Genomic DNA, 15,260 nt, shown 5'->3' on the forward strand with positions numbered 1-15,260 from the left:
CTGGGGAGTTCACACCACCGCGTCGCGGCGATCTTTCGCCGCCTCGATGTCGTCGAGCGCGCGGGGGATGATCACGCCGCGTTCGGGACAGCATCGACTGGGGAGTCACGGTGGGGAACACGAGTTTCGGGCGACGGACACGCTTCGGGCGACAGACACGCTTCGGGCGACAGACACGCTTCGGGCGACAGACAAGGGGTGTCGTCGCATCAATGCTGACGGCCGGCCTGCTGATCGCGGGTCTGTCGGGTGTGGGAGCGACGGCGGCCGCCGCGGCGGATGTGCCGCCGACGATGCCGCCGCAGTTGCAGCGCGACGAGAACGTGGTGACGTCGGACCCGATCCCGACTGTGCAGATCGACAACGGCTACGTATGGGCGCAGACCACGATCGGCACCACGGTGTACGCGGTCGGCAAGTTCGACAACGCGCGGGAGCCGAAGGCGGCGCCCGGGACAGCCCTCACCGCCCGTTCGAACGTGCTGGCCTACGACATCGTCTCGGGTGCTCTGTCCTCGTTCGCCCCGACGGTCAACGGCGTCATCAAGGCGGTCGCCGCGTCTCCCGACGGGTCCCGCATCTACATCGGCGGCTCGTTCAACAAGGTGAACGGGAAGGACCGCTGGAACTTCGCGGCGCTCGATGCCAAGACCGGTGAGCTGGTCCCGCAGTTCGCGCCGTCGATCGGCGGCAGCGGCGTGTACGCCATCACGACCGACGGGTCGAACATCTACCTCGGCGGTCTGTTCACCCAGGCCAACGGCGTCGCCCGGAAGAACCTCGCGGCCTTCGACCAGAAGAACGGAGCGCTCCTGAGCTGGGCCCCGCAGGCCGACCGCCAGGTCGACGCCCTCGTCATGGACCCGGCGGGCACGAACGTCATCGTGGGAGGACGCTTCTCCGCGGTGAACGGCAGCAGCCTGCGCGGTTCCGCAGCGGTCGACAAGTCCACGGGTGCCGCCGACACCGCCTGGGGCATCTCCAAGGTCGTGAAGAACAGCGGCAGCAGCAGCAACTCCGGCATCTTCGCGCTCGCCACGGACGCGAACACCGTCTACGGCACCGGGTGGAGCTGGGCCGGCGGGGGCAACCTCGAGGGCACGTTCGCCGCTGAGGCCGGCACGGGTGCGGTGCGGTGGATCGCAGACTGCCACGGCGATCACTACGGCGTCTACTCGACCGGCAAGGTGGTCTACACGACCAGCCACATGCATTCCTGCAACACGATGGGGCTCCAGCCGCAGAAGAACCCGGCGGTGTACCAGTACGCCGAGGCCTACACGGCCGACGCGCGCGGAACCCTCTCCGCGAACACCTACTCCGGGTACGCCAACTGGGCCGGCACCCCCGCTCCGTCGCCGTACCAGTGGGCGCCCGACTTCGCGGTCGGCACCACGAGCGGCCTCGGCCAGGCGGGCCTGTCGATCACGGGCGCGGGCGACATGATCTCGATCGGCGGAGAGTTCCGCTCGGTGAACAACGGGCAGTTCGAGGGAATCGTGCGCTTCTCCACGAACCCTCCGGGTGGTGCGAAGGACGGGCCCCGGCTCTCCGACGCGGCATGGAAGCCCACGGCGGGCACCTCGCCCGTCCCCGGCAGCGCCCGGGTGTCGATCCCCACGAACTGGGACAGGGACGACCTGACCCTCACCTACGAGCTGCGCCGCGACGGTGCCACCGAGCCTGTGGCCACCGCGACAGCGGACGGCACCTGGTGGAAGCAGACGACGGTCACCCTCGACGACCCGACGGCGACCCCGGGAGCCACGCAGAGCTACACGGTGGTCGCGAAGGACCGTGACGGCAACATCGCCACGAGCGCGAGCGTGAACGCGAAGGCCACGGCGGGCACCGCCTCGGCCTACTCGAAGAAGATCCTCGCGGACAAGCCTTCGCTGTACTACCCGATGGGCAACGTCTCGAAGGACTGGGCCGGATCGAACAACCCGGTGAGCGGCACGGGAGCCTCAGCCTCGTCGTCGGGCATCGAGAACAGCGGCACCGGTTCGACAACGTTCAACGGCACCACGAACGGGCGGGTGTCTTCCGATGCGAAGGCGCCGGTGTCGAGCGAGTTCTCCGCGGAGATCTGGTTCCAGACCACCACGAAGACCGGTGGCATGCTCATCGGCTCCGGAGCGGCCAAGACGGGAAGCTCCGCGAGCGTCGACCGGCAGCTGTACATGGCCAACAGCGGCACCCTGACCTTCGGCGTCTTCGCCGGGCAGGCCCGATCCACGATCGCCGGAACCAAGGCGCTGAACGACGGCGTCTGGCATCACGCTGTCGTGTCGCAGGGTGCGGCCGGGATGAAGCTGTACGTCGACGGCGAGCTCGTCGCGTCCGACGCCGCGGTCACGACGGCCAAGACCGACCCCGCCTACCTCCGCATCGGGGGAGACGCACTCACGGGCTGGCCCTCTGCTCCTTCGTCGAACTACTTCAAGGGATCGCTGGACGAGGCCGCGGTGTACCCGCTCGCGTTGAACGCCGACCAGGTGCGCTCGCACTTCCAGCTGGGCAAGGGTCTCAAGGCTCCGACGGCGGCCTTCACGGCCCAGGCGACCGACCTGACCGTCGCGGTCGACGGGTCGGGATCCACCGCAGACGGCGCAGCGTCGATCAGCGGCTACGCGTGGGACTTCGGCGACGGCTCGTCGGCGACCGGCGCGACGGCGACGCATGACTATGCAGCGGCCGGCACCTACACCGTGCGGCTGACGGTGACGGACAGCAGCGGACTGTCGGCGTCGAGCGAGAAGCAGGTCGCGGTGACGGCTCTCGTCGTGGCCGATGTCGTGGTGGCATCCGACCGGTTCGACCGTGCGGTGGAATCCGGCTGGGGCACTGCTGAGGTCGGTGGCGTATGGACGCCCATGCAGGGGAAGTCGACGGCTCTCTCGGTGGCCGACGGTGCGGGAGTGATCGACCTCGTCGCCGGGCAGACCAGGGAGATGCTGTTGGACGATGCGTCGGTGAGGGATGCCGCCACCACCATGTCCTACACGCTCTCCGGCGGTCCGGAGTCTGGCACCGTCTACGTCGGAGCGGGTTCTCGGCGCAACGCGGACGCCGGCTACCGCGCCCTGGCGTGGCACCGCGCTGATGGGGCGACGTGGGTCGTGATCCAGCGCAACGGGACGGCCATCGCGAGCGCCGCTGTGCCGGGGCTGACCTGGAGTGCCGGCACCGTGTTCCATCTGTCGACCGAGACGACCGGGTCGTCCTCGACCACGATCCGCGCCAAGGTGTGGGCCGACGGGCAGCCGGAACCGGCGACGTGGCAGGTGTCCGCGAGTGACGCGACCGCGGCGCTGCAGAGCGAGGGCTCGCCCTCGGTGTTCTCCTACCGGGCCGGCACCGCGACCGGCACGAACGTCGTGCGGGTGAACGAGGTCAAGACCACCCGGATCGGTGGCTGAGCAGCCGCTGGGCTGAGCGCATACGCAGAGGGGGCACCGGCATCGGCCGGTGCCCCCTCTGCGCCTCTCAGACGTCTCCGGGCATCTCAGAAGTGGGTGCCGCCGTCGATGCGTACCTCGGTGCCGGTGATGAAGGCGCCGTCCTCGCTCGCGAGCATCGCCACGACACCGGCGACCGATTCCGGCCCGGCGAAACCCTCGCCGATCGCGGGTGCGAGCTTCATGAACAGGCTCATGTCGGCGTCGGCGGGGAGGCCGGGGCCGTTGCTCTGGTTGCTCCGTCCGGACCCGTCGGTCATGCCGGACGAGATCGACCCCGGCTGCACCGCGGTGAAGCGGATACCGCTCTTCGCGTACTCCGCTGCGAGCGCATGGGTCATCGACTGCACGCCGCCCTTGCTGGCCGCATAGGCCGCCATGTAGGGGTGTGCGAATCCGGCTGAGGTCGAGCTGAAGTTGACCACGGCGGCCGAGGAGCCCTCCTGCAGGGCGGGGATCGCCGCGCGGATGACGAGGAACGTCCCGACCAGGTTGATGCGGATGACCTGCTCGAACTGGTCGAGCGTCGTCTCGTGGGTGTGCGAGGAGCGGAGGATGCCGGCAGCGTTGACGAGCACGTCGAGTCCGCCCAGAGCGGCGACGGCTTCGGCGACGCCCGCGGCAACGGAGGCCTCGTCGGCGATGTTCATCGTGACGGTGGTGAGGCGTTCGGCGAGCGGCCCTGCCTTGGCGACCGTGTCGTCGAGGCCTTCGGTGCTGACGTCGGCGGCGACGACGCTGCCGCCTTCACGGAGCATCCGCAGCACGGTGGCCTGGCCGATGCCCGACCCTCCTCCGGTGACGAGAGCCCGACGTCCTTCGTAGCGGTTCATGATCTTCCCTTCGTGATGAGTACTGGCAGGATATGCCTGTTTGGCATGTTGTGCCACCTAGTCCCAACCTGCCGGTGCGCGGATCTGTTCCCGTACGCTGTGACGGTGGAGACGTCGACCCTCACCGAGCGCCGTAAGGCCGCGACCGAGCGCGAGATCGCTGCCGCTGCGGCCGCGTTGTTCGCGGAGCAGAGCGTGGCGGGCGTCACCGCAGAGCAGATCGCGGCGCGTGCGGGCGTCTCGGTGCGGACGTTCTACCGCTACTTCGCACGCAAGGAAGACGCGATCGCGCCGATCCTCAGCGTCGGCGCGCAACGGTGGCAGGAGGCCTTCGCGCAGGTCGGAGAGGGGGCTCTGGGTGAGCAGATCCCGGCCGTGATCGAGGCGCAGCTCGCCGAGGGACAGTCAGGTGCGGGCATCGCCGACGGGCTCGAACTCGACACGATGCTCGGCGTGCTCCGCGGACTCGACGACGATTCCGAGATGCGCGACGTGTGGCTGCGTGTGAACGATGATTCCGAGCGCAGGTTGCGTGCGATCCTTCAGGAACGCGGCCTCGCCGTGTGGGATGCCGCATTGCTCGCCGCCGTCGCGACCGCCTCGATCCGTGTCGGGCTCGAACAGTGGGCGGCGGATCCCGACGGCCCTCGTCCCGCCGTGCGCGCAGTCGACGCCTTCCGGTCGATGTCGCAAGGGCTGAGCGGACTCGATTGACGTCGTCCGCTCACCGGCCCGTGCGCGGCGCCGTCGCTACACGGGCAATGCCAGGTACAAGCGGTAGGCGGCTTGACCGGCGAAGCTGTCCGCGGCGTTCGCGGGCGCTTCGACGAGGTACAGGCGCCCGGGAGCATGCGGACGCGATTGCGCGTCGAGGTGCCACACCACCCGGCTGATCGTCGCTCCCTCGAAGTCGTATCGGGTGCCGGACCCGTCGTCGAAGACCTGTTCCGTGTAGGTGGGGTCGCCGATCCTGCTCCGGATGTCGATGGCGGCCTGTGCTGCCTCCTCGTCGGAGGCGAACTGCAGCACGGTCAGCGTGGCGCGTCCGGTGTCGGAGCTGAACACGGCGGTCGTGGCGTCGCGGGAGCCGAGGTCGTTCGGAGTATCCGTCCACTCGCCTTCGAGCTTCCAGTCGCCGGCAGCGGTTCCAACCTCCGTCGAGGCCGCGGTGCACAGCTCACCGCACCCCGATGTCGGAAGGGCAGGGGGTGGCGTCGTGGTCGGGGTGGATTCCGGCGTCGCCGATGTCGATGGTGCCGTGGTCGACTGTCCGCGTCCCTCGCCGATCTCGGCGCGCAGACCGGCGGCGAGAAGAAGATTCGTCCCGATGGTTCCGAGAAGGAGGAAGGCGGCGACGACGATGACCAGGATGACGATGGTCCGACTGCGCCTCTTCGTCGCTGTGACGACCCGTGTCTCATCCTCGTCGGGATCATGCGTCTCGGCCGCGGGCGGCGGGGGCGGGAGATACTCCTCATCGCCGGACGTGTCGCGTTCATTCATCGACCTCAGCCTACGGAAGTCGGTCGGGCACTGCGGCGACCGCACCGACTTCTTTCGTCACCGGCCGGGTCCACCTGTCATCACAGGTCATAGGCTGGAGACATGACGATTCCTGCACTCGAACTGAACGACGGCAACTCCATCCCCCAGCTGGGCTACGGCGTCTTCAAGGTGCCGCCGGCAGAGACCGAGAAGGCGGTGAGCGAGGCTCTGGAGATCGGCTATCGCCACATCGACACCGCCGCGATCTACGGCAACGAGGAGGGCGTGGGGGCCGCCATCGCATCCTCTGGCATCCCCCGTGACGAGCTCTTCATCACGACGAAGCTCTGGAACGACCGTCACCATGACGACGAGCCCCGCGCCGCCATCGGCGAGAGCCTCGAGAAGCTGGGTCTCGAGAAGGTCGACCTGTACCTGGTGCACTGGCCCACCCCGGCCAAGGACGACTACGTGCACGCGTTCGCGAAGCTGATCGAGCTGCGTGAGGAAGGTCTCACCCGCAGCATCGGCGTATCGAACTTCCTGGTCCCGCACCTCGAGCGCACCGTGAAGGAGACGGGCGTGGTCCCGGCTGTGAACCAGATCGAGCTCCACCCCGCGTACCAGCGCCGCGATGAGGTCGCCTGGGCCGACGCGAACAATGTGCGCATCGAGGCGTGGGGTCCGCTCGGCCAGGGCAAGTACGACCTGTTCGGCATCCCGGCCGTCGCGGATGCCGCAGCCGCGCACGGGGTCACCCCGGCGCAGGCGGTGCTCCGCTGGCACCTGCAGAAGGGCATCATCGTGTTCCCGAAGTCGGTGCGCGCCGAGCGCCTGCGCGAGAACCTCGACGTGTTCGGCTTCGAACTGACCGACGCCGAGATCGCCGCGATCGACGCCCTCGACCCGCTCGACGGTTCCGGCCGCGTGGGCTCGCACCCGGACGAGGTCAACTGACCCTCTCGGGGAGACGGAGCCTCCGGGCCTACATGACGCCCCGTGTCGCCTCGCGCGACACGGGGCGTCGTCCTGAGTACCGTCGAGGCATGACAGCTCCGTACCGTGTCGTCGCCGTGTCGGGATCCCTGCACGAGCCCAGCAAGACGACCGCCCTCGTCCGCGCGATCACGGCCGCCATCGCCGAGCGCGCCGACATCGAGTCGCAGCTCATCGAGCTGACGCGGATCGGACCGGGGCTGGCCGGCGCGTTGCAGCGTGACCAGCTGCCGCCGGAGGTCGAGGCGCAGTTGCAGGCGATCGAGTCCGCCGATCTGCTGATCGTGGGCAGCCCCGTGTATCGGGCGTCGTTCACCGGGCTCTTCAAGCACCTGTTCGACTTCGTCGGTCAGTACGACCTGGTGGGAAAGCCGGTGCTGCTCGCCGCGACGGGCGGCGGCGAGAAGCACGCCCTCATCATCGAGCACCAGCTGCGTCCGCTGTTCGCGTTCTTCCAGGCGCTCACCCTGCCCCTCGGCGTCTACGCCAGCAACACCGACTTCGACGGCTACGAGATCACCTCCGAGGTGCTCGAAGCCCGCATCGCTCTGGCAGCCGAGCGTGCGCTGCCGCTGGTGGGGTACGCGGCCTCGCGTCCGGTCGAACTCCTCGTCGGCTGACCGCAGTCGCCACGCGCGGCGTAGCGTGGAGGCTATGACCAATCGGCTCGCGGACACCCTCAGCCCGTACCTGCGCGCGCACGCCGACAATCCGGTCGACTGGTACCCGTGGGGTGAGGAGGCCTTCGCGGAGGCCCGGCGGCGGGACGTGCCGCTGCTCATCTCGATCGGCTATTCGACCTGCCACTGGTGTCACGTGATGGCGAGGGAGTCTTTCGCCGATCCCGTCACCGCGGCGCTCATCAACGAGGGCTTCGTCGCCGTCAAGGTCGACCGTGAGGAGCACCCCCAGGTCGACGGTGCGTACATGGCGGCGGCCTCGGCCTTCACGCAGAACCTGGGTTGGCCGCTGACGGTGTTCGCCACGCCGCGCGGACGCACCTTCTACGCCGGCACGTACTGGCCGCCGGAGGCCCGTGCGCCGATGCCCGCCTTCCGTGAGGTCCTCGCCGCGGTGCGGGAGGCCTGGACGCTCCGTCGCACCGAGGCCGAGGAGTCGGCGGATGCCGTGACGGACGCACTCGCCCGAGCAGCGGAATCGGCGCCATCGGACGTCCCGGATGTCGTTGCGATCACGACGGCGGCGGAGGCGATCGCGCAGCGGGAGGACCGCCGGTTCGGCGGCTTCGGCGGCGCGCCGAAGTTCCCCGTCGCCACCACGCTGCGGTTCTTGCAGCATCCCCTCGTGCGAGAAGGTGCGCCGGAGGCATCTGCCGCTGGTGCGCGCGCGCTCGCCGCGATGGCGGCCTCCGACCTTCGCGACGCCGACGGCGGGTTCTTCCGCTACGCGACCGGGCGCGACTGGACCGTGCCGCACTACGAGCGGATGCTGACCGACAACGCGCAGCTGCTCGACATCGCTCGTGACGGGGGAGACGAGCCGACCGTGCGAGGTATCGCCTCGTTCCTGACGGGCGTGCTCCCGCGCGACGGAGGCGGATTCGGCGCGGCGCAGGATTCCGAGTCGACGATCGACGGCGTGCGCTCCGAGGGCGGGTACTACCTCCGCCCGGTGGCCGAGCGCGCGGGCCTGGAGCCCCCGGCGGTCGACGGCAAGGTGATCACCGGATGGAACGGACTCGCGATCGGTGCCCTCGCCCGCGCCGGAGCCGCGTTCGGAGAACGGGCGTGGATCGACGCGGCCGCCGCGGCTGCCGACCACGTGCTGCGCACCAATCGGGACGCCGAAGGCGCTCTCGTGCGTGCATCGCTGGATGGACGGGCATCGGCTGCCGTCGCGACCGCCGCCGACCTCGGCCTTCTCGCCGACGGCCTCTTCGCGCTCGCGCTGGCGACCGGCGAGACGGACTGGGCGATCACGGCGCGTGGCATCCTCGACGACGTCCTGTCGGGAGCGGGAGGCGACGACCCCCTGCTCTCGGCGCAGGGCATCGCGACCTCGCCCGATCAGACCGACGGCGATCTGCCGTCGGATGCCGCGGCGATCGCGAGCGCCGCCCTGACCGCGTGGTGGATGGGCGCGGGGGATCGGTATCGGGAAGCGGCCGTGTCGACGGTGAGCGCGCTCGCGACCAGGTCGCTGGAGCAGCCGTTCGCCCACGGCACCCTGCTGCGGGTGGCCGCCGGCCTCGCGGCCCCGCCCCGTCAGCTCGTCGTGGTCACCGGGGAGCCGCACAGTGCGCTCGCCGCCGCAGGCCGAGGCGCTGACGCCGAGGTCGTCGCCGTGGTCACCCCGGACCAGGCGCGGGCACTCGCGGATGCCGGGTTCGAGCTGTTCGAGGGCAAGGACACGTCGACGGACCGCGCCTACGACTGTCGGGCGTTCGTGTGCCGGCTGCCGGTCAGCGATCCTGCCGAGGTGTCGGTCGCGCGCTGACCTTCACACTGTGCAGTGTGTCCAGCCCATCCCGAGGGACGGGCGCTCGATTGCGCGAGATGCGCAGCTTCCGGTGCGCCGATTGCCCAGTGGTGGGATTCCGTTCTAGTGTTGCGCGACACCTCACCCGATCACAGCAAGGACGCTCTGACGATGCCCCTTCCCACTCGCGCCGGACTCGACGCCGTTCCCGCTTACCGTCAGGGGCGCTCCGCTCCGGCCGGTGCGTCCAAGCTCTCCTCGAACGAGTCCCCGCACCCGCCGCTCCCGTCGGTCGTCGAGGCCGTGCGTGAGCGCCTCGACGGAATCAACCGCTATCCCGATATGAGTGCCGCGAAGCTGCGCGAGCGACTCGCCTCCCGCTACGGTGTCGACGTCTCCGAAGTCACCGTCGGTGCGGGGTCGGTGGAGATCGCGGCGCAGCTCATCCACGCGGTCGCCGGTGACGGCGACGAGGTCATCTTCGCGTGGCGGTCGTTCGAGGCGTATCCGTCGCTCGTCCGCATCGCCGGGGCGACGCCCGTCCCGGTGCCGCTCGACGCGGACCACGCTCACGACCTCGACGCGATGCTGGCGGCGATCACCCCACGCACCCGCCTGATCTTCGTCTGCAATCCGAACAACCCGACGGGCACCGTCGTGAGTGCCGACGAGTTGGAGCGTTTCGTCGCGGCGGTGCCGCACGACGTGCTCGTGGTGATCGACGAGGCCTACGTGCACTTCGACCGCACCGAGAGCAGGGGAGCCGGCATCGAGCTGTTCCGACGTCACCCGCACGTGGCCGTGCTGCACACGTTCTCCAAGGCCTACGGGCTCGCCGGGCTCCGGATCGGCTACGCCATCGCGCCGGCCGCCGTCGCCGAGAACCAGCGCAAGGTGGCGGTGCCGTTCGGTGTGACCGACCTCGCCCAGACCGCTGCCCTCGCGTCCCTCGACGCCGAGGAGGAGCTCGCGACGCGTATCGACGAGGTGGTCGCCCAGCGCGACCGCCTGCACGACGTGCTCACTGCCGCCGGATGGCCCGCCGTCCGCTCGCAGGCCAACTTCGTCTGGGTGCCATCCGGGGACCGCACACCGGAGCTCGAACGACTGCTCCAGGAGGGCGGCGTGGTCGCACGCGTCTTCCCCGGCGAGGGCGTCCGCATCTCCTCGGGCTCCGTAGAGGACATCGATCGGGTGCAAGCCGCCCTCGAGACCGAGCTCGCCGAGGTGAACGCATGACCGATGGACGCGTGACCAACGATCCCGTGACCGAGGTGCCCACCACCACGACGACCACCAAGGGTCTGCACCCGGGGCTGACGCGCCGTCAGATCTCGATGATGGGACTCGGCGGCGCGATCGGCGCCGGCCTGTTCGTCGGCTCGGGCCAGGCGATCAGCATCGCGGGGCCCGCAGTGCTGGTGTCGTACCTCGTGGCCGGCGGCATCGTCGTGCTCGTGATGGCGATGCTGGCCGAGATGGTCGCGGCGAGGCCGAGCTCCGGTGCCTTCAGCTCGTACGCGCAGAAGGCGATGGGCCGTAGCGCAGGCAGCGCGGTGGGCTGGCTGTACTGGATCCAGCTGGTCGTGGTGATCGCGGCCGAGGCGACGGGCGCCGGCGCGATCGTGGCGAACTGGACCCCCGGGATCCCGGCCTGGGTGTGGGTGCTGATCTTCGTCGTGGCGCTCACGGCCGTGAACCTGTTCGGCGTGCGCAACTACGGTCGCTTCGAGTTCTGGTTCGCGGCGATCAAGGTCGCGGCGATCATCGCCTTCCTCGTGGTCGGGGTGTGCGCGATCGTCGGCCTCATCCCGGGCGTGCCGGGTACCGGCATCTCGAACCTCGTCGACAACGGCGGGTTCGCCCCGAACGGCATCGCGGGCATCGCCGGTGCCCTGCTGATCGTGGTCTTCGCGTTCGGCGGCACCGAGGTGGTCGCTATCGCCGCCGCCGAGTCGAACGATCCCGCGCGCAACATCCGCCGCATCGTCCGCGAGGTGCTCGTGCGCATCATGGTGTTCTACGTCGGGTCGATCTTCGTGATCGTGGCGGTGCTGCCCTGGAACGATCCTGCGGTGAAGGCCGGCCCGTTCTCCGCGGTGCTCGAGACCCTGAACGTACCGGGAGTCGGCCTCGTGATGGACCTGATCGTGATCATCGCGCTGCTCTCGGCCATGAACGCCAACATCTACGGTGCCTCCCGCATGGCGTACTCGCTGGGGGAGCGGGGCCTTGCTCCGCTGGCTGCGACCCGGACGAGCCTCAAGGGCGTGCCGTTCGTCGCGGTGCTGGCCTCCGTCGCCTTCGGGTTCGTCACGGTCGGACTCAACTGGGCGTTCCCCGACGTCGTGCTGCCGGCCCTGCTCAACGTGGTCGGCTCGACGCTGCTGGTGATCTGGACCGCGACCGCGGTGGCGCAGATCATCCTCCGCCGTCGTGCGGACCGCGCAGGCGACGAGATGCCGATGCGGATGTGGGGCTTCCCCTGGCTGTCGTGGCTGTGTCTGGTGCTGCTCGCTGCGGTGATCGCCCTCGCGATGATCGATGAGGCCGCCCGCATCCAGTTGCTGCTGACACTCGGGCTCACCGCCGTGCTCCTGCTCGTCGCACGCGCGACCAGGAGCGTGGCGAGGCCCGGCGTCCCGCGGGAGTGACGATGCGCATCGATCGCCTCGACGCCCAGCTCATCCGACTGCTGACGGAGTCGCCGCAGCTGCCGATCCTGGAGTGCGCGCGGCGGCTCGGCATCGCGCGGGGAACGGCGACGAGCCGACTCGCGCGCCTGCACGAGGGCGGGGTGATCGAGGCGATCGTGCCGCGCATCGATCCGGCCGGATTCGGATACGGTGTCGTCGCCTTCTGCCTGGTCGAGATCGATCAGAAGGTCGGGCATGACGAGGTGGCGACGGCGCTGGCCGACGCCGTCCCAGAGATCGTCGACATGCACACCGTCACCGGAGCGAGCGACATGCAACTGCGACTGGTGGCGCGCGATGCCACGCAGTTGCAGGAGGTGCTCGACCGGGTCGCCCTGGTGCCGGGGGTCGCCCGCACCGCGTCGTCGATCGCGATGCGCACGCATCTCTCCGGTCGGGTGCTCCCTCTGGTCGAACACGTCGCGGCGGACGAGATGCCGTAGCGCGGTAGAGTTCGAGCATGTCGAGTCCCGAGTCAGACGAGTCGGGGGCCGTCGGTCACACCGCCGGCCCCGTGCGCCGATAGCTGCGATCCCGTAGCTGCGCCTCCCCTCCGCGGAGGCGCCTACTGGTGCATCCCCGGATGCCGGCCGTGGTGACGAGAAGCCCCCTTCTTGATCTCTCACCTCGGAGTACTGCCATGCCCTCTGCTCTCTACCTGCTCGCCCTTGCCGTCTTCGTCATGGGCACGTCCGAATTCATGCTCGCGGGTCTCCTGCCCGCGATCGCCGCCGATCTCGACGTCTCCGTCGGCACCGCTGGTCTGCTCACCTCGGCCTTCGCGGTCGGCATGGTGGTCGGCGCGCCGATGATGGCGGCCTTCGCACGCCGATGGCCGCCCCGACGCACGCTGGTCGCGTGTCTCGTGCTGTTCGCCGTGTGCCATGTCGTCGGGGCGCTGACCCCGATGTTCCCGGTGCTGCTCCTCACCCGTGTGCTCGCGGCGCTCGCCAACGCGGGCTTCCTCGCGGTGGCCCTGCGCGCGGCCACTGCCATGGTTCCGGCCGATCGGAAGGGGCGGGCGCTGTCGATCCTGCTCGCCGGCACGACGGTCGCCACGGTCGCGGGAGTGCCGGCCGGCTCCCTGCTCGGCTCGGCCCTGGGGTGGAGGGCGACCTTCTGGGCTGTCGCCCTCCTGTGCGCTCCGGCGATCATCGGCGTCGTGCGCGGCGTCGCGAACTCGGTGGGCTCAGCGGAGCAGGCCGCAGCCTCACCGCGCCTCCGCGCAGAACTCCGTCAGCTGGCGACGCCGATGCTCCTGCTGCCCATGGGCATCGGTGCGCTGATCAACGGTGGCACCTTCGCGGCTTTCACCTTCCTCGCCCCCGTCGTCACCGAGGCGGCGGGTCTTGCGGAGATCTGGGTGTCGGCGGCGCTGGTGCTGTTCGGTATCGGTTCCTTCCTCGGCGTGGCGCTCGCGGGCCGGCTCTCCGACCGGCGTCCCGGGCTCGTGCTCTTCGTCGGCGGACCGCTGCTGCTGACGGGCTGGGTCGGGCTGGCGGCGTTCGCCTCCGCCCCGGCTGCGCTCCTCGCGCTCGTCTTCGTGCAGGGCGTGCTGTCCTTCGCCGTCGGGAGCACGGTGATCACCCGCGTGCTCTACGCCGCATCGGGTGCGCCCACGATGGCGGGCTCGTACGCCACGGCGGCATTGAACGTCGGCGCGGCCGTCGGTCCGGTGCTCGGTGCGGTTGCCCTCAGCGCGGGGTGGGGCCTGCTCGCCCCGATCTGGGTCGCGTCAGGCCTGACAGCCGCGGCTCTCGCGATCCTGCTGCTGACGCGTCACACCCAGCCGGGCAGCCAGTTGTGCAGCAGCCAGAAGTCGTAGGGCACACTCATCCCGGTCCACAGCGGCAGGAAGAACGCCGACACCAGCACGACGAAGGCGAGGAAGATCATCACGGTGCGCTCGCCCGACTGTCGACGGTGCAGCGGATCCTCGCGCTTCCCGGCGATGATCCGCAACGTCATCGCGAGGGCGATCACCAGGAACGGCATCATGACGACCGTGTAGAACTGGAAGATCGTGCGCTCGGGGAACATGAGCCAGGGCAGGTACGTCACAGCGAGACCGACCAGGGGGATGCTCAGCTCCGGGCCCACGGGCTGCTTCGTGATCCACCCCCGCACGAGGCGGTACACCAGGTAGATCGAGGCCGCGACCCCCGCGTACCAGATGAGGGGATTCGGGATCGCCGAGATCACGCCGATGCAGTGGTCGGTGCCGCATCCCGTGGGGTCGGAGTCGACCCAGACCGCGGTGGGGCGCAGCAGGAACGGCCACTCCCATGCGGCGCTCGCATACGGGTGCCCTCTGGTGAGACCGACGTGGAAGCCGAGCATCGACTCGTGGTACTTCCACAGGGCGATCAGCGGGTTGGATTCGCTCTGCCGGTCGTACCCTCCGGCCGTCACGAGCCATCCGGTCCAGCTGACCAGGTACACGGCGAGAGCGGGGAAGACGAGCAGCACGAACGAGACGGGACCCTGGCGGAACGCGGCGGCAGTCGGCCACAGGACCACGCTGGCGCGGCGCCGCGCCAGCGCATCGGTGATGACGACGTAGAGGCCGAAACCCGCGAGCACGTACAGGCCCGACCATTTCACGGCCGAGGCCGCCCCGAGCGCCAGCCCTGCGGCGACGAGCCAGGGGCGACGCCAGAGCACCGGCCCCCAGAACGGGTCGGGACGCTCGGGGTCTCGCCTCTCGAGCACGGGGATCGTCCGTTGCCGGTCGATGATCACGAAGAGCACGCCCAGCAGGACGAAGAAGGTCAGGATGCCGTCGAGCAGGGCGATGCGGCTCATCACGATGCTCAGACCGTCGATCGCGAGCAGCGTCCCCGCCACGCTCGCGACGACGACCGAGCCGCTGAGGCGGCGGGCGATCAGGTAGACCAGCAGCACCGATGCGGTGCCGAGCACCGCGGTGGCGAGGCGCCATCCCGCGCTGTTGTCGGGTCCGCCGATCGCCATGCCGAGCGCGATGAGCCACTTGCCGAGCGGGGGGTGCACGATGAACGCGCCCTGCTCGGACAACGGCAGCTGCTGCAGCGTGACGAACGCATCGTTGGCGTTCTCGCCCCAGGTGCCCTCGTAGCCCAGGGTCCACAGCGACCAGGCGTCTTTGACGTAGTAGGTCTCGTCGAAGGCGAGCTGGTGCGGGTGGGCGACGTTGATCAGGCGCAGGAGCGCGGCGATCGCGGTGATGACGAGCGGCGCGAGCCAGCGGATCGCGCGACCCCAGTCGGGATCCAGCAGCAGACGATCGCGGAGCTGCCCGTAGCGCGTCGACCGCTCGGGGGGAGCGGGGAGCAATGGTTCGGGCGCGGTCACCGGTCCAGCCTAGACAA

At 69.7% G+C, this 15,260-nt stretch carries 12 protein-coding genes; 9 read left to right on the top strand and 3 right to left on the bottom strand.

Annotated features, from left to right (window positions below):
- The first annotated feature begins 212 nt into the window (after positions 1-212).
- On the top strand, positions 213-3,422 hold the full coding sequence (locus tag MOX01_RS06970; protein WP_230977827.1) for a LamG-like jellyroll fold domain-containing protein: 3,210 nt from the start codon (positions 213-215) through the stop codon (positions 3,420-3,422).
- An 86-nt stretch (positions 3,423-3,508) separates the two neighbouring features.
- Here the strand turns inward: MOX01_RS06970 and MOX01_RS06975 are convergent, their stop codons facing one another.
- Positions 3,509-4,294: an SDR family NAD(P)-dependent oxidoreductase gene (locus tag MOX01_RS06975; protein WP_058632388.1), complete on the bottom strand. Its 786-nt coding sequence runs from the start codon at positions 4,292-4,294 to the stop codon at positions 3,509-3,511.
- Between the two features lie 105 nt (positions 4,295-4,399).
- On the opposite strand from MOX01_RS06975, the gene MOX01_RS06980 reads away from it, so the two are divergent.
- Entirely contained in the window at positions 4,400-5,008 is a 609-nt protein-coding gene (locus MOX01_RS06980) for a TetR/AcrR family transcriptional regulator (protein WP_230977828.1), read from the top strand.
- Positions 5,009-5,044: 36 nt separating this feature from the next.
- Here the strand turns inward: MOX01_RS06980 and MOX01_RS06985 are convergent, their stop codons facing one another.
- Positions 5,045-5,797 carry a hypothetical protein gene (locus tag MOX01_RS06985; RefSeq protein WP_061018283.1) on the bottom strand — a complete coding sequence of 251 codons (753 nt, stop codon included), beginning with the start codon at positions 5,795-5,797 and terminating at the stop codon, positions 5,045-5,047.
- 102 nt (positions 5,798-5,899) lie between these two features.
- On the opposite strand from MOX01_RS06985, the gene MOX01_RS06990 reads away from it, so the two are divergent.
- The 7 genes from MOX01_RS06990 to MOX01_RS07020 all read left to right on the top strand — a co-directional run bounded on the left by MOX01_RS06990 (position 5,900) and on the right by MOX01_RS07020 (position 13,735).
- Positions 5,900-6,736 (top strand): aldo/keto reductase, encoded by an 837-nt coding sequence (locus MOX01_RS06990; protein ID WP_046749735.1) that lies wholly within the window; start codon positions 5,900-5,902, stop codon positions 6,734-6,736.
- 89 nt (positions 6,737-6,825) lie between these two features.
- Positions 6,826-7,395 (top strand): FMN reductase, encoded by a 570-nt coding sequence (gene msuE / locus MOX01_RS06995; RefSeq protein WP_141369044.1) that lies wholly within the window; start codon positions 6,826-6,828, stop codon positions 7,393-7,395.
- Positions 7,396-7,429: 34 nt separating this feature from the next.
- Complete coding sequence (locus MOX01_RS07000) at positions 7,430-9,232, top strand: thioredoxin domain-containing protein (protein WP_141369046.1); 1,803 nt, start codon at positions 7,430-7,432, stop codon at positions 9,230-9,232.
- 153 nt (positions 9,233-9,385) lie between these two features.
- Positions 9,386-10,453: a histidinol-phosphate transaminase gene (gene hisC / locus MOX01_RS07005; protein WP_141369048.1), complete on the top strand. Its 1,068-nt coding sequence runs from the start codon at positions 9,386-9,388 to the stop codon at positions 10,451-10,453.
- Positions 10,450-11,868, top strand: a complete 1,419-nt coding sequence (locus MOX01_RS07010) for an amino acid permease (protein ID WP_046749732.1) — start codon at positions 10,450-10,452, stop codon at positions 11,866-11,868. The genes hisC and MOX01_RS07010 overlap by 4 nt, the downstream gene beginning before the upstream one ends.
- Before the next feature lie 2 nt (positions 11,869-11,870).
- The gene (locus tag MOX01_RS07015; RefSeq protein ID WP_046749731.1) at positions 11,871-12,353 is read left to right on the top strand and encodes an Lrp/AsnC family transcriptional regulator; all 483 of its coding nucleotides are present in this window, start codon (positions 11,871-11,873) and stop codon (positions 12,351-12,353) included.
- Positions 12,354-12,550: 197 nt separating this feature from the next.
- Positions 12,551-13,735 (top strand): Cmx/CmrA family chloramphenicol efflux MFS transporter, encoded by a 1,185-nt coding sequence (locus MOX01_RS07020; protein ID WP_141369050.1) that lies wholly within the window; start codon positions 12,551-12,553, stop codon positions 13,733-13,735.
- Here the strand turns inward: MOX01_RS07020 and MOX01_RS07025 are convergent.
- On the bottom strand, positions 13,690-15,243 hold the full coding sequence (locus MOX01_RS07025) for a dolichyl-phosphate-mannose--protein mannosyltransferase (RefSeq protein WP_141369052.1): 1,554 nt from the start codon (positions 15,241-15,243) through the stop codon (positions 13,690-13,692). The genes MOX01_RS07020 and MOX01_RS07025 overlap by 46 nt on opposite strands.
- Between the last annotated feature and the right edge of the window lie 17 nt (positions 15,244-15,260).

The sequence above is a fragment of the Microbacterium oxydans genome (genome assembly GCF_006540085.1).
GTDB classification, from domain to species: domain Bacteria; phylum Actinomycetota; class Actinomycetes; order Actinomycetales; family Microbacteriaceae; genus Microbacterium; species Microbacterium oxydans.

Coding starts and splice junctions, on each gene's coding strand:
- MOX01_RS06985 (WP_061018283.1), bottom strand. CDS start 5,797: ATGAATGAACGCGACACGTCCGGCGATGAGGAGTATCTCCCGCCCCCG.
- MOX01_RS06975 (WP_058632388.1), bottom strand. CDS start 4,294: ATGAACCGCTACGAAGGACGTCGGGCTCTCGTCACCGGAGGAGGGTCG.
- msuE (WP_141369044.1), top strand. CDS start 6,826: ATGACAGCTCCGTACCGTGTCGTCGCCGTGTCGGGATCCCTGCACGAG.
- MOX01_RS07000 (WP_141369046.1), top strand. CDS start 7,430: ATGACCAATCGGCTCGCGGACACCCTCAGCCCGTACCTGCGCGCGCAC.
- MOX01_RS07010 (WP_046749732.1), top strand. CDS start 10,450: ATGACCGATGGACGCGTGACCAACGATCCCGTGACCGAGGTGCCCACC.
- MOX01_RS07020 (WP_141369050.1), top strand. CDS start 12,551: ATGCCCTCTGCTCTCTACCTGCTCGCCCTTGCCGTCTTCGTCATGGGC.
- hisC (WP_141369048.1), top strand. CDS start 9,386: ATGCCCCTTCCCACTCGCGCCGGACTCGACGCCGTTCCCGCTTACCGT.
- MOX01_RS07015 (WP_046749731.1), top strand. CDS start 11,871: ATGCGCATCGATCGCCTCGACGCCCAGCTCATCCGACTGCTGACGGAG.
- MOX01_RS06990 (WP_046749735.1), top strand. CDS start 5,900: ATGACGATTCCTGCACTCGAACTGAACGACGGCAACTCCATCCCCCAG.
- MOX01_RS06970 (WP_230977827.1), top strand. CDS start 213: ATGCTGACGGCCGGCCTGCTGATCGCGGGTCTGTCGGGTGTGGGAGCG.